General features: G+C 70.0%; 23 protein-coding genes, 1 tRNA gene and 2 pseudogenes. 16 read left to right on the top strand and 10 right to left on the bottom strand.

Features of this window, described 5'->3' with window-relative positions:
• The first annotated feature begins 162 nt into the window (after nucleotides 1-162).
• Both KIF24_RS26610 and KIF24_RS26615 read left to right on the top strand, forming a co-directional pair.
• Nucleotides 163-759 (top strand): hypothetical protein, encoded by a 597-nt coding sequence (locus KIF24_RS26610; RefSeq protein ID WP_230415910.1) that lies wholly within the window; start codon nucleotides 163-165, stop codon nucleotides 757-759.
• A 131-nt stretch (nucleotides 760-890) separates the two neighbouring features.
• Nucleotides 891-1352: pseudogene (locus KIF24_RS26615) on the top strand (VWA domain-containing protein); the annotation flags it as partial.
• Between the two features lie 116 nt (nucleotides 1353-1468).
• Here the strand turns inward: KIF24_RS26615 and KIF24_RS26620 are convergent.
• The 3 genes from KIF24_RS26620 to KIF24_RS26630 are packed head-to-tail and all read right to left on the bottom strand — an operon-like array spanning nucleotide 1469 to nucleotide 5774.
• The gene (locus KIF24_RS26620; protein ID WP_221086369.1) at nucleotides 1469-3895 is read right to left on the bottom strand and encodes a DUF4132 domain-containing protein; all 2427 of its coding nucleotides are present in this window, start codon (nucleotides 3893-3895) and stop codon (nucleotides 1469-1471) included.
• Nucleotides 3895-4290, bottom strand: coding sequence for a hypothetical protein (locus KIF24_RS26625; RefSeq protein WP_230415911.1), 396 nt, complete (start codon nucleotides 4288-4290; stop codon nucleotides 3895-3897). The genes KIF24_RS26620 and KIF24_RS26625 overlap by 1 nt, the downstream gene beginning before the upstream one ends.
• A gap of 38 nt (nucleotides 4291-4328) precedes the next feature.
• Nucleotides 4329-5774 carry a family 43 glycosylhydrolase gene (locus KIF24_RS26630; protein ID WP_221086370.1) on the bottom strand — a complete coding sequence of 482 codons (1446 nt, stop codon included), beginning with the start codon at nucleotides 5772-5774 and terminating at the stop codon, nucleotides 4329-4331.
• An 814-nt stretch (nucleotides 5775-6588) separates the two neighbouring features.
• On the opposite strand from KIF24_RS26630, the gene KIF24_RS26635 reads away from it, so the two are divergent.
• Entirely contained in the window at nucleotides 6589-7446 is an 858-nt protein-coding gene (locus KIF24_RS26635) for a toll/interleukin-1 receptor domain-containing protein (RefSeq protein WP_221086371.1), read from the top strand.
• Between the two features lie 980 nt (nucleotides 7447-8426).
• Here KIF24_RS26635 and KIF24_RS26640 read toward each other — a convergent pair.
• On the bottom strand, nucleotides 8427-9272 hold the full coding sequence (locus KIF24_RS26640; protein ID WP_221086372.1) for a GntR family transcriptional regulator: 846 nt from the start codon (nucleotides 9270-9272) through the stop codon (nucleotides 8427-8429).
• Between the two features lie 218 nt (nucleotides 9273-9490).
• On the opposite strand from KIF24_RS26640, the gene KIF24_RS26645 reads away from it, so the two are divergent.
• The 13 genes from KIF24_RS26645 (at nucleotide 9491) to KIF24_RS26705 (ending at nucleotide 18511) form a co-directional block, all read left to right on the top strand.
• On the top strand, nucleotides 9491-9823 hold the full coding sequence (locus tag KIF24_RS26645) for a hypothetical protein (RefSeq protein WP_221086373.1): 333 nt from the start codon (nucleotides 9491-9493) through the stop codon (nucleotides 9821-9823).
• Between the two features lie 232 nt (nucleotides 9824-10055).
• Nucleotides 10056-10886: a hypothetical protein gene (locus KIF24_RS26650; protein ID WP_331461291.1), complete on the top strand. Its 831-nt coding sequence runs from the start codon at nucleotides 10056-10058 to the stop codon at nucleotides 10884-10886.
• Nucleotides 10887-10998: 112 nt separating this feature from the next.
• Nucleotides 10999-11862, top strand: coding sequence for an FtsK/SpoIIIE domain-containing protein (locus KIF24_RS26655; protein WP_221086375.1), 864 nt, complete (start codon nucleotides 10999-11001; stop codon nucleotides 11860-11862).
• Entirely contained in the window at nucleotides 11859-12044 is a 186-nt protein-coding gene (locus KIF24_RS26660) for a hypothetical protein (protein ID WP_221086376.1), read from the top strand. Before KIF24_RS26655 ends, KIF24_RS26660 begins: the two co-directional genes overlap by 4 nt.
• 85 nt (nucleotides 12045-12129) lie before the next feature.
• Nucleotides 12130-12651 carry a DUF6197 family protein gene (locus KIF24_RS26665; RefSeq protein WP_221086377.1) on the top strand — a complete coding sequence of 174 codons (522 nt, stop codon included), beginning with the start codon at nucleotides 12130-12132 and terminating at the stop codon, nucleotides 12649-12651.
• Nucleotides 12648-12947, top strand: coding sequence for a hypothetical protein (locus KIF24_RS26670; RefSeq protein ID WP_221086378.1), 300 nt, complete (start codon nucleotides 12648-12650; stop codon nucleotides 12945-12947). Before KIF24_RS26665 ends, KIF24_RS26670 begins: the two co-directional genes overlap by 4 nt.
• Nucleotides 12948-13723: 776 nt before the next feature.
• On the top strand, nucleotides 13724-14056 hold the full coding sequence (locus KIF24_RS26675; protein WP_221087561.1) for an RRQRL motif-containing zinc-binding protein: 333 nt from the start codon (nucleotides 13724-13726) through the stop codon (nucleotides 14054-14056).
• A gap of 17 nt (nucleotides 14057-14073) precedes the next feature.
• Complete coding sequence (locus KIF24_RS26680; RefSeq protein ID WP_221086379.1) at nucleotides 14074-14280, top strand: hypothetical protein; 207 nt, start codon at nucleotides 14074-14076, stop codon at nucleotides 14278-14280.
• The gene (locus KIF24_RS26685; RefSeq protein ID WP_221086380.1) at nucleotides 14277-15164 is read left to right on the top strand and encodes a DUF2637 domain-containing protein; all 888 of its coding nucleotides are present in this window, start codon (nucleotides 14277-14279) and stop codon (nucleotides 15162-15164) included. Before KIF24_RS26680 ends, KIF24_RS26685 begins: the two co-directional genes overlap by 4 nt.
• On the top strand, nucleotides 15161-16768 hold the full coding sequence (locus KIF24_RS26690) for a replication initiator (protein WP_221086381.1): 1608 nt from the start codon (nucleotides 15161-15163) through the stop codon (nucleotides 16766-16768). The genes KIF24_RS26685 and KIF24_RS26690 overlap by 4 nt, the downstream gene beginning before the upstream one ends.
• A 99-nt stretch (nucleotides 16769-16867) precedes the next feature.
• The gene (locus KIF24_RS26695) at nucleotides 16868-17071 is read left to right on the top strand and encodes a hypothetical protein (RefSeq protein WP_221086382.1); all 204 of its coding nucleotides are present in this window, start codon (nucleotides 16868-16870) and stop codon (nucleotides 17069-17071) included.
• Nucleotides 17068-17268, top strand: coding sequence for a helix-turn-helix transcriptional regulator (locus tag KIF24_RS26700; protein ID WP_221086383.1), 201 nt, complete (start codon nucleotides 17068-17070; stop codon nucleotides 17266-17268). The genes KIF24_RS26695 and KIF24_RS26700 overlap by 4 nt, the downstream gene beginning before the upstream one ends.
• Nucleotides 17255-18511 (top strand): tyrosine-type recombinase/integrase, encoded by a 1257-nt coding sequence (locus tag KIF24_RS26705; protein ID WP_221086384.1) that lies wholly within the window; start codon nucleotides 17255-17257, stop codon nucleotides 18509-18511. The genes KIF24_RS26700 and KIF24_RS26705 overlap by 14 nt, the downstream gene beginning before the upstream one ends.
• Nucleotides 18512-18573: 62 nt before the next feature.
• Here the strand turns inward: KIF24_RS26705 and KIF24_RS26710 are convergent.
• The 6 genes and pseudogenes from KIF24_RS26710 to KIF24_RS26735 form a co-directional block, all read right to left on the bottom strand.
• A tRNA-Ala gene (locus KIF24_RS26710) sits at nucleotides 18574-18650 on the bottom strand.
• A gap of 208 nt (nucleotides 18651-18858) precedes the next feature.
• Entirely contained in the window at nucleotides 18859-19713 is an 855-nt protein-coding gene (sepX, locus tag KIF24_RS26715) for a divisome protein SepX/GlpR (protein ID WP_331461292.1), read from the bottom strand.
• Between the two features lie 184 nt (nucleotides 19714-19897).
• Nucleotides 19898-20506 carry a GNAT family N-acetyltransferase gene (locus tag KIF24_RS26720; RefSeq protein ID WP_407940015.1) on the bottom strand — a complete coding sequence of 203 codons (609 nt, stop codon included), beginning with the start codon at nucleotides 20504-20506 and terminating at the stop codon, nucleotides 19898-19900.
• A gap of 61 nt (nucleotides 20507-20567) precedes the next feature.
• The gene (locus KIF24_RS26725; RefSeq protein ID WP_221086387.1) at nucleotides 20568-21881 is read right to left on the bottom strand and encodes a molybdopterin molybdotransferase MoeA; all 1314 of its coding nucleotides are present in this window, start codon (nucleotides 21879-21881) and stop codon (nucleotides 20568-20570) included.
• Entirely contained in the window at nucleotides 21878-22834 is a 957-nt protein-coding gene (locus tag KIF24_RS26730) for a UTP--glucose-1-phosphate uridylyltransferase (RefSeq protein WP_221086388.1), read from the bottom strand. Before KIF24_RS26730 ends, KIF24_RS26725 begins: the two co-directional genes overlap by 4 nt.
• Before the next feature lie 9 nt (nucleotides 22835-22843).
• Nucleotides 22844-25083 (bottom strand): annotated as a pseudogene (locus tag KIF24_RS26735) (diguanylate cyclase).
• Between the last annotated feature and the right edge of the window lie 65 nt (nucleotides 25084-25148).

Raw genomic sequence — 25148 nt, forward strand, 5'->3', positions numbered from 1 at the left:
GCACCACTTAGCGACACCACCGCCGCCGACGTGGCTGTCACCTGCCCACAGGACTATTGACTAGACGGCAGTCATGAGAATGGACTACTGTCTATCTAAATTGGTGGCGAGCTTGTCCGGCCGTCGCCCGTCGCCAACCCACACCCATCGGAAGGGCTGGTCATGGCAGCACCTCGTACCGCGGCGGCACCCGCGCGCCCCACCCGCTCGTTGACCCTGACCTGGCTGGCCGCCATCCTGTTCGCGGTCGCCGGATGCGGCGGTGACGCCAACCCGTTCCCGGCCGGGCAACCGGAGGGCGATCCACCCGCCGCCAGCAACCCGCTGACCGACGGCGACCCGCTGAGCGACGGCGGGCTGACGGCCGACACACCCACCGCGGCAGCCGCCCCGGCCGCCATCGACCCCTGCCTCCTGGTCTCGCGACAGGAGGCCGAACAACTGGCCGGCGTCCCCCTCGCCGAGCCGAGGAAGGTCAAGGCGACCTGCACCTACACCGCGCCACCGTCCGGGCCGACCGCCCAGGTGGAGGTCTTCGTCGGCGCCGGGGCGAAGAAGATCCTCGACGTCAACCGCAACCTCGGTCACGAGCTGCGCGAGTTGCCGGGGATCGGCGACGAGGCCTACGCCGAGGACGACAGCGTCTACGTCCACAAGAGCGGCCAGTGGGTCACGGTCCGGTTGGTCCGGCTCAACGATCCGGCCGAGAACCGGCAGGGGCTGGAAGCCGTCGCCCGTCAGGTCGCCGACCGGCTCTGAGCCTCGACCCGAGCGGGCGTCCGGGCGTTGACCCGCGCGGCGTCCGGGCGTTGACCGGGGCGGCGGGCACACGGCACCCGACCGGAGTCTCTGTCCGGAATGGACCTCGCTACACTCCGCCCGGTGATCAACAAGAGATCGTCTCCGAGCACCGCTGGTACCGGGTGCCGGTGCGGCCGGGTCAGGAGCTACGCGCCTCGGTCAGCGTGGCGCTCGACCGGCCGGTCAACCGCGACCACGGCGTACTGCTGCGGGCCACCGCCACCGACGGCCGGGAACTCGTCCGGGGGGTGGACGCCGGCAGCGGGCGCACCGACGTCGTCTCGGCCGGCCTGCGCTGGTCGGCCGCCGAAAACGACGGCGACGCCGGCCGCGACGCCGACGCGACGCCGACTCCGGCGGCCAGCGCGCCTCCGGCCGTCACCACCGTCGGCCTCGTGGTCAGCAACATGTTCTCGCCCCGCGGCTGGCTGCCCGACGCCGGCTCCCGCTGGATCTGGACCACCGCCGGCGGCGTACTGGCCGGGGTGGCCGGCGTGGTCGGCTTCGCCCTCACCCGCCGCCCTGCCACCCGGCGCGCCCCCATCGGGTGAGCTTCTGCATCAGGAGCGGGCGATCGCCAGGCCTCGCCGGCCACCGTACGGAAGCCCCGAATCTTGGTACGAAACTGCCCCTGGAAGGGCCGTTCCGTACCAAGATCGCGGGAGCTTCATGCCACGGCGGACCTGATCTGTTGGTTGATCGTCGGGTCGGTGATCTCGGCGTCCTTCGCCAGCAGCATCGCCTTGCTGAGGATGACGGCGAGCATGCCGTCACCCTGGAACGGCAGGAACGGCTGCTCGCCCGTCCGGCCCGCGCCCCGGTCCGGCACGATGCAGAGATACTCGTCGTTCGGGCTCATCAGGATGTTGCCTGACCCCAGGTGGATCCGGTACGTCCGCAGGTCGCCGTCGACCACCAGGAACCGGCCGTCGATGCGGGCCCGCCGCCCCACCGCCAGCCGGGGCAACAGCCGGGCCAGCAGCTCGCGCCGGGTCTCGGCGGTCGCGGACAGCTCCCCGAAGCTGTACGACGCCCAGTAGTCCCGGAATCGGCCCTGCGGGCCCCCGTCCGACCAGGTCGGATCGTTGCCGACGCTGGCCACCCCGACGAACAGGTCCACGTCCCGCATGATCTCGCTGAACACCAGCGGCGGAATCCGGTCCAGCGGCAACGGGTCGGCCGGTGCGGTGCCCGTCCACCGCTGTGACGTGTAGCCGCCGCCGGAGGCGTGCGAGGTGTTCTGCGCGGCGGCGATCGGATAGAAGCGCACCTGGTCGGTGACCAGCCGCAGGTACGACCCGCTCTCGGTGGTGTCCGCGGCCCAGTCGTCGCCGATCCCCTCCACCCAGTACTCGGCGCGCAGGCCCCACCCGGGCAGCTCGCGCAGGGTGGGCGGGTAGGCGTCGTCGACCATCAGCCGGAGCCGGTCGGTCCAGCCCCGGATCGCGGCCAGCGCATGATACTGATGCTGGCGCAGGATGTGCCCGGCGAACCGGTTGGAGTACGTGCCGGTGGCCTCCTCGGCGGAGGTGAGCAGGTAGACCTCCCGATGCGCCTGCTTGAACGGCTGGACGACGTGGTGCCGCTCCAACCACTCTCGCCAGCCGACGACCTCCGGCACCGGCCGGCCGATCGGGTGCCAGATCCGCACCTCGGCGTCGTCGCCGGCGGTCACCGGAGTGTCGTCCATGGTCCACAGCGAGCCGTCGGCCCAGCCGCAGGGCACCCCGTCGACCAGCCAGACCAGCCGGCGGGCCAGCGCGCCGACCAGTGGGTGATCCAGGTAGCGCTGCCGCCACGCGACGAGTGTCCAGTGCCGCTGGGCCAGGAAGAGCCGGTCCAGCCGGGCCGCCTGGGCGGCCAGCATGCCGGTGACCTCCTTGGCGAGGCCCTTCAGGTCGGCCAGCTGCGCCGCGTGCTCGCGGCGTACCGTCGCCGGTGGGCTCTTCACCTGCCGGCCGGACTCGTTGTGCCAGACGACGGTGGGGCCGGTGGGGCCGACCAGCAGCTCGGCGCGGCAGCCGCCGAGGGTCACCTCGTGCCGGCCCACCCCGGTCAGGCCGTAGTCCGGGACGGCCAACTCCTCGATCTCGTCCCGGCTGATGCCGAGCGCGGTGGCGCGGGCGTCGAGCGCCTTGTCGATCTCGTTGCGGGTGCCCTTGTAGGTGACCCGGGCCGACAGCCGGGCGAGCTGCGCCAGCGCCGCCTCGCCGTCGAGCCGCCCGAGCACCCCGACCGCCGCGTTCGCCACCTTCGGGCAGGCCGGCCCGATGCCGGGCAGCCGGCGCAGCATCGCCTCGGCCAGGCCACCGATCCGGCGTACCTGCTCCGGCGCCGGTCCGGTCCGCGCGACCAGCCAGAGCAGGCCGCGCAGCAGATCCGCGTTGACCGACGTCGGCGGCTCGTGCGGAGTACGGGTGGCGGCGGCAAGCCAGCGACCGAGGACCTCCCTCGTCTCGGCCGGGTCGATCGCGGTGAGCAGCCGGGACGCATCGGACGACCAGCGGACCGTCGGCCGGGCCGTGGCGGCGGTGCAGGCGTGGCCGACCAGCCGCCGCCACGCCGGGTCGAGGGTGGGCAGCTCGGTGCGGATCTGCCGGGCCCACGGGTCCTTCGGGTCGAGCTGCGGGCCGGAAGTTTCGAACATCAGCTGCCGCAGCCGTTGGCTCTCGTTGGCGCGGTCGACCAACACCTCCACCAGCTCGGCGGTGAGCGGACCGGCGGCGATCATCCCGCGCGCCACAATCTCCAGCGCGGTCGGCGACAACGAGTACGGCTCCTCGACGGCGTACGCGGCGAGATCCTGGAGTTGCTCCGGCGTCAGGTCGGCGGGCAGCCGGCGGGCCAACTGCCCGATCAGCTCCAGCGCCGGCCAGGTCCGGGTCCGGTCCCGGCGATGGACGGCGACCATGGCCTGCACCAGCCGGGCGACGTCGGGCCGGGACAGCGGGCGCAGCGCGGCGCGTACCTCCGGGTTGTCCCGGCACAGCCGGGCCTGCGCGTAGAGGTGACCGGCCAGTGCCGGCAAGTCGGCGGCGGCGACCAGGTCACGCACCCGGATGACGTGCCAGGTGGCGTCGGTGGTGGTGGTCATCAGCCACCGACCAGCGGGACGAGCTTGAGGAAGGTGACCTCGGTGTCGCGGCACAGGTCGACCTCGTCGTCCAGCTCCTCGACCTGCCGGTCGCCGACCAGCACCACGAAGCCGTTGCGGCCGAACGCCTCCTCGGCGAGGGCCACCTGCCGCTCCGCGGAGACCCGGCGGCGCGGCTGCTCGGCCGGGTCACCGTTGAGCGCCCGCTCGGTCGAGGTGGGCTGCACCAGCAGCCGACGCGGCGCCGGAGTGGCGGCGTTGTACTCGGCCACCTCCTGGTGGATCCGCCGCCGGATCAGCTCGCGCAGTGTCAGCCGCTCCTCGAAAATCCGCAGAGCCCACCCGGGGGTACGAGCACCAGCCGTGCTCTCGTCTACAAAGGTCACCGCCGCCATGCCGCGGGAGTCTAGGCATGCCCCCCGACACCCGCGCCCTAGTCCAGTGCGAAGGTCGCCGAGGCGCGCCCGGTAGCGTCCGGCACGGCTTCGAGGTAGAGCAGCCCTTCGCGGTGGCGGACGTACTGGCCGGGGAAGTTGACCGACTCCAGCGACACCTTCGCCGCGTCGGCCAGACCGGCCCGGCGGTTGAACGTCGCGTCCTGCCGGAACAGGCTGGACCCGTCGTTGCGCTCCACCCAGAGCTGGTGGTTACGGTGCCGCAGGTGGTAACCGGGATAGTTGGTCGACTCCAGCGAGATCGCCGAGGAGTTCGACAGGCCGGCGACGATCCGGAACTGCGAGTCGGCCAGGTTGGTGACGTTCGGCTCCAGCCGGACCCGGAACTCCCAGTGCCGCAGGTAGCGGTCCGGCTGGTCGTGCGAGCGCAGCCGGACCGGGGTGGCGCCGTCCGGCACCGGTACGCCGAAGTTCGGGGTGCCGTCGGCGTTCCAGTAGATCCGCTGGAGACGGGTCCGCCGGTTCGGGTCGCTGAGCGGGTCGTAGCCGTTGCCGAGGTACCGCTCGTAGTTGCGGGAGTGGTAGACGATCACGTCGCTGCCGTCCTCGGCGACGGTGAACGAGTTGTGGCCGGGCCCGTACTGGCCGGTCCGGCCGTCGCTGGCCAGCACCGGCGTGGCGCGCTTGCTCCACGACGCCGGGTTGAGCAGGTTGCTGCCGGCCGCGGCGGTGAGTAGGCCGACGGCGTAGCTCGCATCGGTGGCGCTCGCCGAATAGGTCATGAAGACCCGGCCGTTTCGGATCAGCACCGCCGGTCCCTCGTTCACCCGGTAACCCCGGGTCTCCCAGGCGTACGTGGGGGTGGCGATCAGCGCCGGGGTGCCTGCGTACGTCCACGGGTTGACCGCGCGGGCCAGGTAGATGTTCGAGTTGCTGCCGGCGTACTCCGCCCAGGCCAGATAACGCTGTCCGTTGTGGACGAAAGTGGTCGCGTCGAGCGAGAAGCTGCCGCGGGCCGGCTGGAGCTGCCCCTTCTCGACCCACGGCCCGTCGAGGGGGTTCGCGGCGCTGCTCTCCAGCACGTACGGCCGGATGGCCCAGATGTCCTCGGTCCGACCGGCGGCGAAGTAGACGTACCACCTGCCGTCGATACGGTGGATCTCCGGAGCCCAGATGTGTGCGCCCATCTCGCCGCTGCCGTGCCGGCGCCAGATCACCCGCTCGGTGGCGGTCGCGAGGCCCTGGAGGGTGGTGGCACGGCGCAGCACGATCCGGTCGTACTCCGGCACCGTCGCGGTGAAGTAGTAGTAGCCGTCGGTGTGCCGGTAGATGTGCGGGTCGGCGCGCTGCTCGGCCAACGGGTTGGTGAACGTGACGGCGGCGGCCCACGCCGGGGCGGCCGGTCCCACCAGGGCGGCGGTCGCCGCCATCATCAGGGCGGCGATCGCGGCCATCGGTCTCCTGCGGTGGAGCGTCAGTCGCATGTCTCGTCACCTCTCGTCACCGCAGTCCGTACCGCGCTACCGAATTGATAGCGTTAACATCCCTGCACCGTCAAGAGATCGACACTTGAGAGTATTCAGCCGGTAACATCTTCGTCGGCCGATTCACGCTTCGTGGCTCGCGCCGAGGACGCCGCCTGAGGGCGCAATCACCTGATCGCAGTGCCGCTCGGATCCGCTCAGGCGGTCGCGCCGCCGTCGATGGCGATCGACGTCCGCCACGTGCCACCGGCTGAGCCTCGGACGCCTGATGGAAAAATGATCAAGGATGAATCCTGGATCATTCGAGAACCCACCCTTGACCTGCTGCTTTGTGGTGGAGCTGAGGGGATTTGAACCCCTTACACCCACGGTGACGAGCGAACATCATCAATCGGACCGATCGACGCTCCGACCAGCGCGGGATCTGCTGACGCCTGCCAACGTTTGTCGCCGTTGGCTGCTCTCGGTTGTACCGGATCTGTACCGGATGATCTTGCCGCTCCCGACCGATCCGGCGCGTCCGGCGGCTACTCGAAGAGACCGACCACGCTGACCACGGCGCCAGACACACTTCCAGCGGTATTGATCTAGACCGGGGGCGTAATCGATCAAACCGGACGGCTGCGGCTCCGAGCTGCTGCTACGCCTGAGATGGATGGTCAACGATGGTCGTCGTTGGCTCTCATTGAACGGCCTGGGCACGGCATGATCTTGCGAGCGCTAGCCACCAACCGACGACGAGATCCGAACCGTCGGGTGCACGATCGAGCCCGCATCATCCGTACCCTCAGTCTGGACCGCAGGAGGGAACGACTTGAAGATCTTTATCTCTTGGAGTGGCGAACCGAGCCGCCAGGTGGCTCGGGCATTGCGGGAGTGGCTCGGCGTGGTCGTCCAGCATGTTGAGCCCTGGATGTCCGACGAAGAGATCCAAAGCGGTACGAGATGGAACGATTCCATCGCTCACTCGCTCGACGCAACTAACTTCGGGATTGTTTGCGTGACACGGATGAACCAAGCTGCCCCATGGCTGATGTTCGAAGCTGGCGCTCTTGCTAAGGGCTTAGAACGGGCGCGGGTCGTCCCTCTCTGCATTGACCTGGAACCGTCGGACATTACCTCGCCGTTGCAGGCTTTCCAAGCACGAAAGCTGGACAAGGAGGGCTTGCGCCGTCTTGTTTACGAGCTGAGCGAGCTTGCCGAACACCCGAGATTGCGGGAAAGCATCGATACCTTGTTCGAGGCAATGTGGCCACAGCTCGAACGGGCAGTATCCCAAGCATCGACTGCGGCGGTATCTCCGGGCAAACCTCGGCGCTCCTCAGAAGACATGCTTGCCGAGCTAGTAACCCGGGTGCGCAATATTGAACGAGATATCGAACACCGAGATTCGGCTGCACGGTCGGACGCTATTGCGTTAGCGCAACGCGCCGACCAGGCTTACCAGGCCATGGAGAGAGCACGACAGGAGGCGGCCACCGCTGCAGCACATGCTCATCACGCGCTAGATGCTAATAGGGATGCAGAGGCAAGAGCAGCCCTCCTTGAGAAGCAGTTCGCAGAGTCCCAAGCTTTGGCCAACGAACTGAAAGCGAGGCTGGCGCATCACGAACAGCGCCTGAAGGAGGCGAAACGCAAAATGCACGAGGCCCAGGAAGAGGCGTCGAAGTAACCGCCGCCCCAGCGCATTCTCGCCATCCCGTCGGCCTTCGTCCGCACACCGTGGAGTGGGTGGGGCCTGCCTGGTCAAGGTGGAGCACCCAGCGGCTGAACGACCTTGACCAGGCAGGCCCCACCCACTCGGCTCTGCCCGGACGAAGGTTGTCGGGATGGCGCCACCATCCCAGAGCGCCCGAGCACCCCGCCGGAGGCACTGCTCTTGTGACTCTCCGACAGGAAGCCCCGGACCTGCCATCGACCATGGCGGCCCGGGGCTTCTTCGTATGTCGCGCCGCCGGCGGGCTGGAACCGACGACGCCGTGGCCGAAGGCCTAAGGCGTCGGCGGCGGCCGGCAGGCCCGGCCCTGGTTCGGCGGCGCGAGCGGCCTGCGAAGCGGGCCGCCTTGATCTCGTACAGAAAGTTCTCACATCATCCGCGTGCTGCGCTGCGGCGACTCAGCTGCCGACTGGACACTGCCCTATGGATTAAACCCGCTGCGTCTGCTGGTGAGACAGCCGCTGTATCAATCGTCAGATCGGCGTTGTCCAGTCGTTCGGTCTCGTCCCATGCCCGAAGCCTGGCGGATGTGTCCCCTGTCGCTCGCTCGGCAATCCGTGTAGCGGCAGTCTGCCGGTCTGACCAGAGCTGCACGACCACCCAACTGATTTCTGGCGCTCCCCGTGTGACGGCATCCACCGCCGCCACCTGACCGAGGTGGACGACAGGGACCGTGCCTTCCTCAGTCCTCACGAGTGATGGGCGATCAACCACGTACACGGCACCGTACCGTGCGTTCTCCCAGAGAATCGAACCGGCTTCCTTGAGGCGTGCCAGGTGTTCGAGCGTCGTCATCCGATACCCGGTTACTCGCCCTGGGCCGACCTTCAAGCGCTGGAAGTGTCGATAGCGGGGATCTAACTCGCACAGAGCAGCGGTGACGGTGTCCTTCCCCGATGCGGGAGGCCCGTACAGCACGAGGCCGTAGCGCATGCTCACCCGCCAATGATGGTCTTGAGCAGCTCTCGGGCCTGACTTTGCAGCGGACGACCCGACGCGCAATTGTCTACTTCGACGTGGTCGACCGGCGGACGGAACTCAATATCGATCGAAGTCAGGTACTGCGGCCAGTCAGCAAGCTTGGCTGCGTCACGGGCAGCTCCGCGATGTCGAACATAGGTCTGCATCGTATCGGCGTCACAGTAGACCCAAACAAGGGCGGTGCTAGCGCCCATATCTTTGTAGGCGGCCTGCCTGCGCTTGATCCAGGCTAGGTCGTGGAACTCCCGAATAAACGGGGCCGTGACAATCGCACTGTTCCCGCACTGCACGTTCTCGTCGGTAGCGGCAATGAGGGCCTCGTACTCTCGTGGCCGCACCAGGTCAAAATAGGTTGCTGATTCCCGGTCGTGCGGCGACTGGCCCAGCACTTGTAGCGCGGCCTCGACAACGGGTCTAGTCAACGTGTCCTTATCCAGGATCGGCCAGCCGGTCTCCCTGGCAAGCATCCGGCCCAACTCAGTCTTGCCGCTGCCGGCGTAGCCGCCGATGAGGACCACTTGAGGCTGAGCTAGTCGTGCATCCGGCCGGCGTTCTGTGGCAGGCGCAACGACGACTCTCTTTGAGCGCGACTTGCTGGCGACTAGCCCTTCGGCCGCGAGCAGCTTCATGGCCTCGGTGATGGTGAAGACGCTGACGTCCCACTGTTCGGCTAGCTCTCGCGTCGAGGGCAAGACGTCACCATCCCGCAGTGCGCCGGCATCGATCTCGTTCCGGAGGTGCCTAGCGACCTGCTGGTGAAGCGCTTCTGTGCGCGTGAGGCGCTTGTCGGGCGATGACATCAGGGGTTCCCGTCGTTGACATGGCGCTGGTAGGCCCTGAGGCTACCAGTTACCTATCAGAACGCCTGTGCGAGAAGGCGCAGGTCACGGCTAGATCGCCGGGACACTCGAAAGAATCTTGGACCTAACAGTTGCTCTGATCACATATCAACTGTTAGCTTCGTCTGCATCGGGCACTAGCCCAATGAGGGCAAGCCCCAGTTGAGAAGGAGTCAGTCATGGGACGTCTGATGCTGGACACGTCGCGGGTGTCGTACGAGGTGTCGGTGAATCCGGTTCCGAAGCTGGACCAGAACGGTCAGCAGAAGTTCGACCGGGAGACGAAGCAGCCGATGTGGACGGTGCACCTGTACGCGTTGTCGGAGGGCAGTGCGGAGGTCATCAACGTGACGGTGGTGAGTCCGACGGTGCCGCCGGTGGCGGTGCGTCAGCCGGTGCTGCCGCTGGACCTGGAGGCGCTGCCCTGGGTCAACGACCGGGACGGCAAGACCCGTCACGGTGTCGCGTTCAAGGCTGCGGGTCTGCGCCCGATCGAGACCGACACGAAGTAGCACCCGGTCGTCCGTGACCGGCTCCGCACAGCATCGCTGATGGGTGGACACGGGGTCGCCGTTGATTGGCGTCGTCTGCGACCCCGCGTCCTGTCAACAAATCCGTTTCCCTGAGTTGGGAGGACTTGTCGTGCGCAAGTCTAGTTCGCGGTCCCCGTTCGGCTGGTCGAACCGTGGTGGGACTGTCACTGTCATCGAGGCTCCGATCGCCCGCTCGTACCGTCGTCGGGCCGTGATCGCGTTCTGGGTCACTTCCGCCGTGGTTGGCCTGCTCGCCGCGACGGTGTTGTCGCACTACCTGCACCCGATCCTGGGTGCCGTGGCCGGCGTCCTGCTCGGCGTCGTGCTGGGCGCGGTGGTGTTCGCGCTGATCGTGGCGTGGCCGGTGCTGCGCGTGTTCTGGCACTGGCTACCGGAGATCCTGGTCGGTCTGGCCGTGGTCTACGGCTGGGTGGCGTTGATGCAGTCGACACCCATGTGGCTGTCGCTGCTGATCGTCGCCCTGGTCGTGGGTGTGCCGGCCGCGATCGGTCCGGTCCGCCGCCGCATCGTGTCCTGGGCGTGGTGTCTGATCGTGCGGCATCGGCTGCGGTTGTGTTTCGCGGCGTTCCTCGCCACGAACCGGCACGGGTCGCTGCCGCTGATCCTGCTCGCCCGTCCGACCCCGGCCGGGGAACGGGTCTGGGTGTGGCTACGCCCCGGCCTCTCTCTCCGTGACTTGGAGCAGGACGGCCAGGTGCAGAAGCTGGCCGTGGCGTGTTGGGCCAACGAGGTCCGCGTGATGCGCGCCAACCGCAAGTACGCGGCGCTGGTCCGGGTGGACATCACCCGCCGTGAACCCCTCGCGCACACGATCGTGTCGCCGCTGCCGGACTACGTACCGGCCGATATTCCGTCGAATGCTCCGACGTCTCCGGGCATGCCGCCTGTCGGCCTGGACCTGCCCGACGTGCCGGACCACCCGGCCCCTGTGCCGGCTGACACCGCCCGGCCGCGCAAACCGCGCAACACCTCGACCACCGAGACGAGCCCGTCCGGGTTCGACCCCTCCGACTACGCCTAACCAACCGGGACGGCGCGGACCGAGCACCCACCTGCGGGTCAAGCGTCCGCGCCCCTCCCACCCTGCCCACCTGTGACACGTACGTGTCAACCCCATCCTCGGGAGCATCGTCGTGGACCTCACCGACACCCTGGAACTACCCACCCACCGCGAGCCGCCGGACACGGTGCCGGTCGGCGCGGGCCTGTCCATCTTCGATCCGGTGTTCCTCGGCATCGATGAGTTCGGTCAGCCGACGTACCTGCCGATGATCTACCGCAACATCCTCATCGGTGGCGAGCCCGGCGCGGGTAAGTCGTCGCTGTTGAACACCATCGTCGGGCACGCCGCTCTGTGCCCCGATGTGCGGCTGTGCCTGCTGGATGGCAAGCAGGTCGAACTCGGGTTGTGGAAGGACGTCGCCGACGTGTTCGTCGGCCCGGACATGGACCTCGCCATCCGCACCCTTCGCCGGGTGCAGGCGGTGATGGACAACCGGTACTCGTTCCTGCTGTCGCACCGCCGCCGGAAGATCGGCCCCAACGACCTGTTCGGTCAGATCCTCGTGGCCTGCGACGAGATCGCCTACTTCTCCGCCACCGCCGGAGACAAGAAGGACCAGGACCTGTTCGCCGCGCTGCTACGCGACATCGTCGCCCGTGGCCGCGCCGTCGGCATCATCGTCGCCGCCGCCACGCAACGCCCGTCGTCGGACATCATCCCGCCGTCGCTGCGGGACCTGTTCGCCTGGCGGTTCGCTGGCCGCTGCACCAACGACGTGTCCTCCGACATCGTGCTCGGACACGGCTGGTACGCCCGCGGCTTCTCCTCCAACAGCATCGACCCGAACAACCAGGGCGAGGGCTACCTCATCGCCGAAGGTGGCATCCCCAACCGCGTGAAGGCCGCCTACATGACCGACACCGACATCATCCGCGTCGCCGACTACGCCACCTGGACCCGCCGCACCAACCACACCCTCGGAGCGGCGGCATGAAAACGCAGACGCCACCCGCTACCCGGGTCCTGGACCTGGTGCTCATCGGCGACAGCGAAGACATCGCCGCACTCACCGCCATCGCCCGCCGCGCGGGCTCACTGGTCTACCGCTCCGCACCCACCGCCACCGACGACGGACGGCAACGGGTGTTCTTCCGGCTCCACCTGCACCACCGATAGAAGACGGCCGACAGACCGGCCAAAGCCCTGGAAAAGCTGCCCGGTCTGCCGACCTAACCACCGCCCACGAAAGGACGTGGCCGCCATGAACCCTACCCAAAACCTACCCACCAGCGGTGCGCTGGCCGACCTGACCCCGGCCGACATCCTGCGCTGCGCCGCCCGCTACCTCGAACTCCGAGGCTGGACGCAAGGCGTCTACTACGGCCTCACCACCAACACCCCGTTCCCGCCGGCCTGCGTGTCCGGCGCGATCGGCATGGCCACCTACGGCCACTGCATCCCTCTCCCGCACGACGAGAAAGCCGACCCCGGCGTCCGCGACTACCGGCGCGCCCTCGACGCCCTGTCCTACTACCTACTCGATCTCGGCCCCGACCCGGCCCGCCCCTACAGCGACGACGAGCCCAGCGGCGACCCGTTCGAGTGGAACGACCGACCCGGCCGCACCGCCGCACAGGTCATCGGCACCCTGCGCGACGCGGCCGACGACTACGACTGGACCCACGCCACCGAGGACGACCTCGAAACCTACGCCGACGCCTGCGCCTGGGCCGAGCGCCACCCCACCCGCGACGGGTTCCTCGCCTGGCGGGCCGCCCAATGAGCGCCCGCCTCGACCGCCGGCTGCTGACCGCCGGTATGGGCGTCACCGTCGCCCAGCTCGTCACCCTCTGGGCCGAGCACACCCCGGCCCGTCTGCCCGTGCCGGTGGCCTGCCCTGGCTGCGGCCACCCCTACAGCGACACAACGCCGCTGTGCCCGACCGCCGCCGTGGTGCGGCCTCTGCTGCGTCGCCGACGCCACGAGATCCCCGGCGCGATCGACGCTCTGACCCCGAATCAGCTCGCCGACCTGACCGGCAAGCGGCTGTCCACCGCGCTTCCCGAGGTGACCCGATGACCTTCCCTGCCTCGATCACCGATGTGACACGTACGTGTCAAACCGACGTCTCCACTGCCGCGCTGATCACCGCGCTGGAATCCTGCTGGGCCGCGATCCGCGCCCAACACCCCGACGTTCCCGCCGCCGTCCTCGTGGTCGGCTCCGGCTCACCCACCAAAGCGAACCAGGGCATGACCTGGGGCCACTTCGCCGCCCTGCGCTGGCAAGCCGGCGACCAGCAACTCCCCGAAGTCCTCATCTCCGGTGAAGGGCTGTCCCGCGAACCGGAAGCCGTGTTCACCACCCTCCTCCACGAAGCCACCCACGCCCTCGCCGACGTGCGAGGCATCCAGGACACCTCCCGACAGGGCCGCTGGCACAACAAGAAATTCGCCACCCTCGCCGCCGAACTCGGCCTGTCCACCACCAAGGACGACAAGCTCGGCTACTCGCCCTGCACCCTCACCGACATCACCCGCGCCCGCTACAAGGCCACCATCGCGGGTCTCGCCGACGCCCTGCGGTTGCACCGGCACCCCGAGCCGACCGGGGAAGCCAAAACCCGCACGAACAACAACAACGGCATCTCGGCCGAGTGCGAATGCCCGCGCAAACTGCGCATCTCCCAAACCGCCTTCGAAGAGGCCCCGATCGTCTGCGCCGCCTGCGGCGCGGCGTTCCTGCCCGAGGACATCGACCGCGACACCTACGAACACCCCACCCTCACCACCGGCAGCGCTCCTGCCAGCGACGACCACGACCAGGACCAGGCCGACGACGACTCGGAGGACCCGATGGTGTTCTACGACCCGACCGGCGAGCGCTACGGCCTGCCGACCTACCCCTACAAATTCGCCCCCGGCGACCTACTGACCCGCCGGCAACTGCGTGCCCGCGACCTGCGGCCAGGCGGCCAGGAACCCGCCGCCCAAATCCTCTGGCGGCGCGGCAAGCGCATCGCCTACCTCTACCGACTCGACCTCGCGCTCCCCAAACGGACCGCCACCCCGGCACAACGTGCCGCCATCGACAAGGCGCTCATCGCGCGGCGCACCTGCCCCGACTGCCAGCAGGTCAAGCCCTACTACATCTCCCGCCGTACCGGCACCTGCCTCGACTGCCACTGAGCCGAAAGGACACGACCATGCGCTACTACGTCACCTTCACCCACACCACCGCCAACGGCGTCGCCTTCGAGTACTTCGAGTACCAGCCCGCCACCCCCATCGCCGGCTACGACGACATCGACAACCTCACCACGATGATTCGCGGCTGGGGCCGCACCAACGTCACCGTCATCGCCTTCTCCCCGCTCGCTGACCCCACCCCCACCGCTCGGGCGGCGTCATGACCACGCCAACCAATCGATCCTCGCCCGGCTGGGCCTACCTCGGCCTCACCTTGGGCGGACTCGTATCCGTCGCCGCGAACATCGCCCATTCCTTCATTGCCCCGCCGGATGCTCCGGAGAACTGGAGCCCGGAACCCGGCAAAGTCATCTCGGCGATCGTGTGGCCGCTGTTCCTGTTCATCGCCATCGAGATCCTTGCCCGCACCCCCTGGCCGACCGGCCTGGGCTGGAACCTGCTCCGCTGGGTCGGTTTCCCGCCCGTGGCCCTGGTCGCCGCGTTCGTGTCCTACCGGCACCTGTCCGGACTACTCGACCACTACAACGAGGAAACCCTCGTCGTCTGGCTCGGTCCCCTCGCCGTCGATGGCCTGATGCTCAAGGCCACCGCCGCGCTACTCGCCAACAAACACGCCAACCGGCCCACCAACCCTGTCCCGGCACTGGTGCCGGCCACCCTCGCTGAGGCCCCGTCAACCGACATCCCGGCCTCACCGACGGTCCGCCCGGCCGCCGCGACCCCGGCCACCAACCCCGAACCCACCAACGAACCGACGCCCGAACCCATCAACCTGCCCACCTCTGGCGAGGCAACCGCACCCACGACGACGGTCGAACCCGGCCCGGACACCACCGTGACGGACCCGAGCACGGCAACCCCGGTACCCGCGACGGTCACCACCGGCCCACCGGCAGCACTGCTGCCCAACGCCCGGATCGTCGCCGCCGCACACGAGAAAGCCCACGGTGAGCCCATCACCGCCGGCCAACTCGCCGTCCGGCTGCGCGTACCCACCAGCACGGCCGCTGACATCCTCACGGCCCTGATCGATCCGACTGTCAACAACCAACCGCACAACGGCACCGCTGTGGGAGCCACCGCGTGACGTCCTCGACGCTGCCTCTCGCGCCCGAAACCACCACGGTTTCGGGCACGGGAGCCTGCGCCGACGCAGACACCGGCTACTGGCCCTGGGCCACCCCCACCCGCACCACCCGCACCACCCGCAACCCCGCCGCCGACGGGTGGGTACGCGGCCACGACCCGCGCACCGTCGCCTCCGGACGCGCCCGCGCCCAGGACCCCGACTACCCCGACTGGCTGAACCACGTCAAAGCCGCCTCGGCGTGCAAGCACCCGATCCGGCTCGCCGGGCAGATCCACGTCACCGACGGCGACGGCAACCGGATGGCTACCGTCGACACCGATGACATGCCCGACGGGGCGATCTACACCCCCTGCGGCAACCGCCGCGCGTCGGTCTGCCCGTCCTGCGCGGAGCTGTACCGCCGCGACACGTTCCACCTGATCAAAGCCGGCCTGCAAGGCGACCGGTGGGGACTCCCACCCCTGCACGAACACATCGCCATCTTCCTCACCGCCACCGCACCGTCGTTCGGGCCGGTGCATCACCGGGTGGTCAAGGTCCACGCCGCCGACTGCCGACGTAAGGACGGCTGCACCTGCCGGCCCTCGGCATGCCACCCGTTCGGCCGCACCTGCCCCCACGGCGTAGAGCTGCGCTGCGGCCAACGTCACAAGGCCGGCGATCCGCACCTGGGTCAGCCGTTGTGTCTGGACTGCTACGACCACCACGGCCAGGTCGTGTGGAACCACGAAGCACCCGAACTGTGGCGCCGCACCATCCAACAAGTCGACCGCGAACTTCGCCGCCTCGGCCGCACCCACGGCGTCGAGCTACGCCGCCGCTACATCAAGGTCTACGAATTCCAGGTACGCGGCGTCGTGCACTACCACGCCCTGATCCGCCTCGACGGCGAGAACCCCGACTGCCCCGGCGCGATCGTCCCACCCCCACGCGTCATCAGCCGGGACATGTTCGAAACCGCCGTGCGGGCCGCGTTCGTCAAGACCGCCTACACCTCGACCTCGCACCCCGCCAACAACAACCAGGGGTGGCGGATCGGCTGGGGGGACAAGGGCCTGGACATCAAGCACGTCAACGCCCCCGGCAGTGAGGTCAACCTCGCCCAGATCACCGGCTACATCGCCAAGTACGTCACCAAAAGCACCGAGGTAACCGGCCTGAGCCTGCGCCGCGTCGACGACCTCACCGTGGAAATCCACGGCGACCCGACCACCCACCTCGGCCGGCTCATCCGCGCCTGCTGGGACATCGGCGAGCACCCCGACTACCAGCGGCTACGCCGGTGGGCGCACCAGTTCGGCTACGGCGGCCACATCACCACCAAAAGCCGTGCGTTCTCCGTGACGCTCGGCTTCCTGCGTCACCAGCGCACCATCTGGCGACGCACCGAAGGCCACCCCCACACCTGGGACGACGAACAAGCCGAACGCGTCATCTACGAACTCGGCTACCAGGCCACCGGCTGGATCACCACCGGAGACGCCCTACTCGCCAACACCGCCGCCGCCCTCGCCCGCGCCCGACACCAAGCCGGCCTCGACGCCCTCGCCGACGAGCAGGCGGACCACCACCGGACCGCCGCCCAACCCCTGGCCGCTTGACACGTACGTGTCAACGACCCGTGAAGCCGTTCCTTGACAACTCCACAGCGTGCAAGCCCGAACACCCCACCCCGGCAAGCACTACCAGGGAGGAAGCCGATGGCTGACAGCCGTCCGACGCCACTCGTTCAGGTCCGGGTCATCGCCGACCCGGATCACGCCCAGGTCCTCATCGCCGATGTCGCTCAGCGGGCGCGGCAACTGCTGGGACCTGGCGTCGACATCCGTACTCAAACCCGGTCCGCACGGCGGGCCGGATACGTCCGTCTGTACCTCACCGCTGCACGAAGGGAGAGCCCATGACCGTAGCCACCAACGAACCGCTGTGGACCATCGAGGATGTGTCCGCGTTCTTGCGCATCGAGGTGAACACCCTCTATCAGTGGCGCTCCCGCCGCACCGGCCCTCGCGCTTTCAAGGTCGGTCGGCACCTGCGCTACGACCCTTCCGATGTGCGATCCTGGCTCACCGATCAGGCGGACGACCATGGCGGTCGATGACCTGTGGTACCTGAGCAAGCGCGGTCCCCACGGCGAGAAGGTGAAGTCCCAGCGTTACGGCCGGGGGAAGCGCTGGCGCTGCCGCTACGAAGACGCTGGCGGCAACACCCGAACTCGCTTCTTCGACCGCAAGGTCGACGCTGACGCCTGGGACAAGAAGGCCAGCAGCGGCACGGCCGAGGAAACCCAGGTCGACCAGAGTGCCCGGCGAACGACCTTTCACGACTACGCGGAACGTTGGCGGCTGTCCCGCCAGATCGGGCAGGCGCTCGACTATCAACGTCACATCGAATCCCGGCTACGCCACCACCACTACCCGTACTTCGGCGACCGGCCCATCCGGGCCATCACCGTCACGGACGTCCTGGAGTGGATCGCCAGGCTGCTACAGAACGAGGTCGCCCAATCGTCGGTGAAGACCTACTTCGACCTGCTCAACAACATCATGAATTCCGCGATGGTCGACAAGGTGATTCCCGACAACCCTTGCAAGTCGGTCCGGCTGTTCGCGATCCTGCGCGGCTTCTCCCGCGCGCCGAAATGGGTACCGACCGATGACGACGTGCTCGTCCTGGTCGACGTCGTACCGGACGAATTCCTGGCCGCCATCTGGGCCGGTGCCGGTGAGGGACTTCGGCTCGGGGAAGTCCTCGGCCTGGAGGACAGCGCCCGGTGCATCGACCCGGACCGGCAGGAACTCCACGTGGTGCAGCAACTGCGGTTCCACAAGTCCGGTTACGGCGGCTTCTACCTCGCCCCACCCAAAGCTGGCTCGGTCGGCGATGTCGACCTGGACGACCACGTCGCGGCGGTCTTCGCCGAACACGTCCGCACGTACCCGCCCGTCCTGGTCGAGCTGCCCGACGTCACCACCGGCACGCCCGACCCCGGCAAGGACCCGAAACGGCGGCTCGTGCCGCTACTGTTCACCGACGACCAGGGGCGGCCCATCCATGACCAGCGCTGGTCCGACATGTGGCAGACCTGGCGTAAAGCGGCCGAATGGCCCGACGAAGGCACCTTCCACTCCCTGCGGCACTACTTCGCCACTCGCCTGATCACCTCGGGTGCCGACCCGACAGACGTGCAGAACGCGCTACGTCACTCCAGCCTGCGAATCACGCTCGAAACCTACGTGCACTGGTGGCCCAAGAAAGACCGCCGCCGCAACATCATCAGCAGCGCGCTACAGGACGCCCGAGCCAAGCGGCCGACCGGCCGGAAGTCCCAGAATCTCCGCTGATCTGTACCGGATCTGTACCTAGCGATCTTGCTGGCAGCGTTTCCGCTGCTCAACGGTGTTATTGGTGGAGCTGAGGGGATTTGAACCCCTGACCCCCTCGATGCGAACGAGGTGCGCTACCAGTCTGCGCCACAGCCCCTCCGCCGGCTGACCGGCATCGGTCCCACCCGGCTTTCACCGGGCGGGCCGGCGACAAGGCTAACAGGTCGGCTGCCCGCGCCGCGAACCGCCCCGCTCACCGGAGTCACGCAAGATCCGCGCAACGTCACCGAAGGTGCGGCCGCCGACGGCCCCCGAGTCAGCGACTTCCCCGACATTGCCGCCTCGCCGGTCGGGCAGCGCCCGGGTCAGGCGCTGTGGGAGCCGCGGCCGGCCTCGTAGGGGCGACCGCGCAGGCCACCGGAGCGGCGGTACGACACCGAGCCGCCGCTGGCGGCCTGCGGGAGGTCGGACGGCCGGTCCAGGCCCATCGCGTTGCGCCGGACGGACTCCCGCTGGGCGGCCAGCCGGCGCTGCGCCTCCCGGCGGGCCGCGGCGCGGCGGGCCTGCTCGCGGCGCACCTCGGCCTGCCGGGCGGCCAGCCAGGCGGCCTCGCGGGCGCGCGCCCGGCGGCGTCGGCGGTTGGCCAGGGCGCGGGCGCGCAGGTGTACGACGTACACGATCAGCAGGGTGGCGGTGACCGCGAAGCTGATCCAGAAGCCGGGGCCGACCACCGCGACGCCGACCAGCTCGACGGCGTTGAGCAGCACCAGCGCGGCGAGCACTCGACGACGGCGGTAGATGGCCGGGGTGTGCTGACGGCGGTCGGGGCGGCGGCGGGATCGGCCTCCGGCGGACGGCACGGCGCGCAGCCGGTTCGGCCGGCCGGAGCGACGGGACAGCGGTCGCTCGCCCGGCTCCCCGCCAGAGCGGCCGAGCCGTGACCGGTCGGCACGACGGGCGGCGGGCGGGCCGGAGACCGGGGCGGTGAGGATGCCCGAGTCGGTGTCCTCGCTGAGGGTGACCACCAGGGCGCGGGACGGGTTGACCGGTCGCCGGCCCGGGACAGTGCGGCGTCGGCGGCGGCGCTGGAGCACCCGCGCCGTCGTCTGCGCCCGCTCCGCCACCAGCCGCTCGGCGGCGTCGTACCGGCGGACCAGCGCCGGGGCGAGGGCGAGCAGACCGGCGGCGGCGAGGACGGCGAGGAGCACCGAGGTCGGCACCCTCACCCCTCCCGTCACCGAATTCGGAGCAAGCGCCGACCGGCCGCAGGATCTTTCACCGATCGGCATCGGCGACGTGAATCGTGCGGGGCGGGCAGCGCCTGCCGCAGCTTGCAGTTACCTGAGGTTACGGGTCACCGTCACCGGAACCGCCGCGCCGCGCCGATCCTGCACGTGGGACGCCTCACGGCGTACGTGCGCGTCGCCGCTGCCAGCGGGCCAGCAGGCCGCCCTCGGCGGCGATCTCCTCGCTGGTCATCGCGTATCCGATGTGGTCGCGCCAGGCGCCGTCGATGTGCATGTAGCGCGCGTGGTACGCCTCCTCGCGGAAGCCCAGCTTCTCGACCACCCGGCGGGACGCCCGGTTCTCCGGGCGGATGTTGATCTCGATGCGGTGCAGCCCGCCGGGGCCGAAGGCATGGTCGACGGCGAGCGCCAGCGCGGTGGGGATCACTCCACGGCCGGCGACCCGGCGGTCCACCCAGTAGCCGATGTAGCCGGAGCAGAATGCCCGCCGCACGATGTTGCCCACGTTGATGTGGCCGACCAGCCGTTCCCCGCCGTCGTTCCGGAGGCAGACCGCGAACGGCATCCCCTCACCGGTACGCGCCGAACGCCGCTGGTCGCGGTACACCCAACGGAAGGTGGCCGGGGAGTTCAGCTCGTCCCAGTCGCCGGCCAGCGACGACTCCCAGGGCGCCAGCCAGTCCCGGTTGGCGCGGCGCACCTCGGACCAGGCCACCGCGTCGGAACGCCGGTAGGGCCGCAGCAGCACCGGGCCGTCGGAGAGCACCACCGGCCAACCGGGCGCCCGTCGGAACACCGAACCTCCACTCCCGAGCATCACCGGCGACTCACCGCCGGCGGTCCAGCAGCAGCACGTCCACGGTGGATCCGGCGGCGGCGGTCGTCACCCGTTCACCAAGAACGAGAAGGCCGTTCGCCTCCGCCAGGCCGGAGAGGGTGAACGGGCCGCCGTTGAGCGGTTGGACAGTGTAACCCCCGCCGCGCCGTTCGGCGACGTGCGCGGGCCGGAACTCCCGCAGCCCGGCCGGGGAGGAGAGGGTCTCCAGCAGGTGCGCGCGCACGCTCGGGCGGAACACCGGCTCGGCGCCGGCCAGCAGGTTGATCGCGGGACGGGCCAGCACCTCGAAACCGATCATCGCGGCACCGGGGTCGCCGGGCAGGCAGACCACCGGCACCTCCTCGGCGCCGACCGTGCCGAAGCCGAGCGCGGTGCCGGGATAGAGCGCCACGTCGGTGAAGGTGACCGGGCCGGCCCGGCTGCCCTCCCGGCGGGACAGGATCCGGCGGACCATGTCGCCCGGGCCGGTACCGGTGCCGCCCGTGGTGATGATCAGGTCGGCGTTCAGGGTCTGGTCCTCCAGCAGCCCGCGCAGCCCCTCCGGGTCGTCGTCGCAGATGCCCACCCGGTACGCGAGCGCGCCCACCTCCGCCGCCGCGGCGGTCAGGGCGTGCGAGTTGGCGTCGACCACCTGGCCGGGCTGGCTGCCCCGGCCCACGTCGACCAGTTCGTCGCCGGTGGCCACGATGACCACCCGGGGGCTCGGGCGTACCACGACGTGGCCGATGCCGGTGGCGGCCAGCACCGCCACCAGTGCCGGCGAGACGTACGTCCCGGAGGGCGCGAGCAGGGCACCGGCGGACACCTCCTCGCCGGCCCGGCGTACCCCGTAGCCCCGCTTCGGGACACGGAAGATCTCCACCGCCGCCATGCCCTGGTCGGTCCACTCCACCGGCACGACCACCTCGGCGCCGATCGGCAGCGGCGCTCCGGCGGCTACCGAGAAGCACGAGCCGGGGGTGAGCCGGACCGGCCGCCAGCTCGCCGCACCGAGGTCACCGACGACGTTGAGCCGTACGGTGCGACCGCCCGGGCCGCCGGACTGGACCGGGACGTACGCCCCGCCCCGGCCACCGCCCGAGATGTCCTCCCAGCGCGCGGCGTACCCGTCCATGGCCGCCTGGTCGAAGGCCGGGAACGAGTGCGGCGCGACGACGTCCTCGGCGAGGACGTTGCCGTACGCCTGGGTGAGGTCGAGGTCGAGTGGCGGCAGCGCGCGTAACCTGCGCAGCACACTGCCCAGGTAGTCGGCGAGCGGCGTCAACCCGTTTTCGGCCGCCTCGGCGTCGGCCGTCGCGGTCATGTATTCGGACCGCCCGACGAGTCGGAGTTGACGAACTCCGCCAGCCACTTGCGGAACTCGCCGCCCAGGTCCTCACGCTCGGCGGCGATCTGGACCACGGTCTGGAGGTAGCCCAGCGGCATGCCGGTGTCGTAGCGGATGCCCCGGTAGACGATCGCGTGCACCGGTGTCCCCTCGGTACGCAGCAGTTCCATCGCATCGGTCAGCTGGATCTCCCCGCCGCTGCCGGGCTGCGTCCGGCGGATGGCGTCGAAGATCCTGCCGGGCAGCACGTACCGGCCGAGCACGGCGAGGTTGCTCGGCGCGTCCTCCGGCTTCGGCTTCTCCACCATGCCGGTCACCCGCACGACCTCACCGATGTCGGTCAGCTCGGCCTCCGCCGGCTCGACCGAGGCGATCCCGTAGCGCTTCGTCTCGGCCGGGTCCACCTCGAAGAAGGCGAGCACCACCCCACCCGTACGCGCCTGAAGCTCCAGCATGGCCGGCAGCAGCGGCTCGGAGAGGTTCACGAACTCGTCACCGAGCAGCACCGCGAAGGGCTGGTCACCGACGTGCGACTCGGCGTACCCGACCGCGTGGCCGAGGCCCAGCTGTTCCGGCTGCCGGCAGGTGTAGATCGCCGCCAGTTCCTCGGTCCGCTTGACGGCGGCGAGCAGGTCAGGCTTCTCCGCGAGCCGCTCCTCCAGGTCGGGGCGGCGATCGAAGTGGTCCACCATCGACGTCTTGCCCCGACCGGTGATCAGCAGCACGTCACCGATGCCGGCCTGGGCGGCCTCCTCGACGATGTACTGCAACACCGGCCGGTCGACGACCGGCAGCAGTTCCTTGGGGACCGCCTTGGTCGCCGGCAGGAACCGGGTGGCCAGGCCGGCGGCCGGGATGACGGCCTTGACGGCACGGGGACGGCCGGCGGCGGTGGTGGTCGTTGAGGGGTTCGCTGAGTGCTCCGACATGTCGCGAGACTATCGGCCACGGCCATGCCCCGGCGGGTGAGGACCAGAAGACGCGCCGCCCGCCCGCTCGGTTCTGCCGCTTGCGGGACTGACCGCGAGATCGCCGGTGGGATCGGCGGGGTGACCGGCGCGGGGCAGCCCGTCGGAGGGGCTGCGGGCCGCCGGGGTCACCGGAATCTCCCGGGTCGCCGACGCCTCCCGGGCCGCCGCCACCCGCCAGGTGTCCCGGCTGGCGGCCTTTGCCGCGTACAACGCCTCGTCGGCCGCCTGGAGCACCTGCGGGCCGTTGTCGGCGTGGTCCGGGTAGACGGCGATGCCGATGGAGACCGTCACCGGGATCGACTCACGGACCCCGGCATGCCCCACCACGGCCACCGGGGTGCCGCGGACGGCCGCCCCGAGCCGCTCGGCGACGGTCGTCGCGCCCCGGGCATCGGTCTCCGGCAGCAGCAGCACGAACTCCTCACCGCCCTGGCGGAAGGCGAGATCCACCTCGCGGATCTCGCCGCGTAACCGCCGGGCGAACTCGGCCAGGACCATGTCCCCGGCCGCGTGGCCGTACGTGTCGTTGACCCTCTTGAACCGGTCGAGGTCGAGGACGAGGACGCTCACCATCCGGCCGAACCGGCTGGCCCGCTCCACCTCCCGGCGCAGCGACTCGCGCAGGTGGCGGTAGTTCCACAGCCCGGTCAGCGGGTCGGTGAGCGACAGCCGCTGGTTCTCCTCGTGGACGCGTACGTTGTCGACCGCCACGGCCGCGTGCCCGGCGAAGGTGCGCAGGGTGATCAGGTCGTCGTCGTCGAACTCCTCCCCGCCCAGCCGGTCGTAGAGGGCCAGCACCCCCAGCGCCGGCTCTGCCGGGCCGCCTGCCGGGACGTCGCCGCCGATCGGGCGGGTCGAGCCGAGGTCCCCGCGCCCGCCGGGGGCGGCGAAGGGCACCGCGATGTACGTCCGGCACGGCGGGTCGCCGGCTGCGGCCGGTGCCGGCCCGACCCGACCTCGGCGAGGCTGGCCGGTGGCCGCGACCGTACCGACCACACCAGCACCCGGTGGCGTGGCCGGCGCACCCGCGCCGTCCTGCGGCGCGATCGACACGGCGGTGCCGGACCAGTGACCGTCCAACCCCTCGGTGCACTGGGCGACGAGCGCCCCACCCGGCTCGGTGAGCAGCACCGCTCCCGCCCGCGCCCCGGTCGCGGCGAGCGCGCTGTGCAGGATCACCCGCAGGATCCGTTGCAGGTCGTGGGTGCTGGCCAGGGTGTCGCCGAGCACGGCCAGATGCCCGCGCAACTGGTCCCGGCTGCTGGTCAGCGCCGCCAGGTAGCCGCCGGTCTCGCGGGTCATCCGGTTGAAGGCGACGGCCAGCCGGCCGATCTCGTCGCCGCTGCGTACCGGCACCCGAGCGGCGAGATCGCCCGCGGCGACGCGGTCCGCCGCGCCGGCCAGTTCCACCAGCGGGCGGGTGGTCACCCGGGCCAGCCGCCCGGCGACGGCCACCCCAGCAGGGCGGCCAGCAGCACCACGGCGACCAGCACCGCGTGCAGGCCGGGTGGCTGGTCGCTGGGCACCGAGAGGACCAGCGGCAGGGGTTGCCCGGCGGTCGGGCCGGCGCGGCGTACGTAGCGGCCGTCGGGCGTGCCGGTGACGCGTTCGTCGCGCAGCGACGCGACGGCGGCGAGCACCGCGTCGCGGCCACCGGCCGACTCTGTGGTGTGGGCCGCCTGGACGGGCGTGCCGGCGCCGTCGAGCAGCGTCACCGCGACGCCGGTCACCGCGGCGAGCCGCGCGACGAGCACGGGGTCGACCGGTTGGGCGGCGGCGACCGCACCCAGCACCGAGCCGGCGGCGTCGCGCAACTCCACCCGGACCGCCAGGGCGCCGACCGGCCCGCCGGGCGCCTCCGGCGCCGCGCAGTCCCGCCACGGCGCCGGTGGGGCGCCCGGGGTGGCGTGGCTGATCCGCCCGGCCACGTCGGTGACCAGCACGGCGGCGGCGAGGCCCCGGCTGACCACCTGGTCGGCGGCACCGGCGTGGTCGGTGCTGAGGCCGACCGCGTCCGCGGCGGCGCGCAGTTGCTGGCAGAGCGCGTCGATCGAGGTGCGCACGGCCGTGGCGGCCACGGCCAGCCGCTCGGTCGCCCGGCTGCGGTCCACCGCCGTCACGGTGGAGGCGACGAAGACGGCACCGAGCAGGACCGGGCCGAACGCCACCGCCAGGAAGGCTGCGGTCAACCGCCCGCGTAGCGTCAACACTTCCCCCCGGAAGTTGCGCGACCGTTGCCTGCGATGCTGACACAGAGCGACGGCAAGGAGCG

The organism is Micromonospora tarapacensis (assembly GCF_019697375.1).
In the GTDB taxonomy this organism is placed as follows: Bacteria; Actinomycetota; Actinomycetes; order Mycobacteriales; family Micromonosporaceae; genus Micromonospora; species Micromonospora tarapacensis.

Bases quoted from the DNA above. Each gene is read 5' to 3' on its own strand.
- KIF24_RS26620 (WP_221086369.1), bottom strand. From the start codon at position 3,895: ATGACCACCACCACCGACGCCACCTGGCACGTCATCCGGGTGCGTGAC.
- KIF24_RS26610 (WP_230415910.1), top strand. From the start codon at position 163: ATGGCAGCACCTCGTACCGCGGCGGCACCCGCGCGCCCCACCCGCTCG.
- KIF24_RS26665 (WP_221086377.1), top strand. From the start codon at position 12,130: ATGAACCCTACCCAAAACCTACCCACCAGCGGTGCGCTGGCCGACCTG.
- KIF24_RS26730 (WP_221086388.1), bottom strand. From the start codon at position 22,834: ATGTCGGAGCACTCAGCGAACCCCTCAACGACCACCACCGCCGCCGGC.
- KIF24_RS26700 (WP_221086383.1), top strand. From the start codon at position 17,068: ATGACCGTAGCCACCAACGAACCGCTGTGGACCATCGAGGATGTGTCC.
- KIF24_RS26645 (WP_221086373.1), top strand. From the start codon at position 9,491: ATGGGACGTCTGATGCTGGACACGTCGCGGGTGTCGTACGAGGTGTCG.
- KIF24_RS26725 (WP_221086387.1), bottom strand. From the start codon at position 21,881: ATGACCGCGACGGCCGACGCCGAGGCGGCCGAAAACGGGTTGACGCCG.
- KIF24_RS26625 (WP_230415911.1), bottom strand. From the start codon at position 4,290: ATGGCGGCGGTGACCTTTGTAGACGAGAGCACGGCTGGTGCTCGTACC.
- KIF24_RS26640 (WP_221086372.1), bottom strand. From the start codon at position 9,272: ATGTCATCGCCCGACAAGCGCCTCACGCGCACAGAAGCGCTTCACCAG.
- KIF24_RS26695 (WP_221086382.1), top strand. From the start codon at position 16,868: ATGGCTGACAGCCGTCCGACGCCACTCGTTCAGGTCCGGGTCATCGCC.
- KIF24_RS26685 (WP_221086380.1), top strand. From the start codon at position 14,277: ATGACCACGCCAACCAATCGATCCTCGCCCGGCTGGGCCTACCTCGGC.
- KIF24_RS26675 (WP_221087561.1), top strand. From the start codon at position 13,724: ATGGTGTTCTACGACCCGACCGGCGAGCGCTACGGCCTGCCGACCTAC.
- KIF24_RS26660 (WP_221086376.1), top strand. From the start codon at position 11,859: ATGAAAACGCAGACGCCACCCGCTACCCGGGTCCTGGACCTGGTGCTC.
- KIF24_RS26670 (WP_221086378.1), top strand. From the start codon at position 12,648: ATGAGCGCCCGCCTCGACCGCCGGCTGCTGACCGCCGGTATGGGCGTC.
- KIF24_RS26680 (WP_221086379.1), top strand. From the start codon at position 14,074: ATGCGCTACTACGTCACCTTCACCCACACCACCGCCAACGGCGTCGCC.
- KIF24_RS26630 (WP_221086370.1), bottom strand. From the start codon at position 5,774: ATGCGACTGACGCTCCACCGCAGGAGACCGATGGCCGCGATCGCCGCC.
- KIF24_RS26705 (WP_221086384.1), top strand. From the start codon at position 17,255: ATGGCGGTCGATGACCTGTGGTACCTGAGCAAGCGCGGTCCCCACGGC.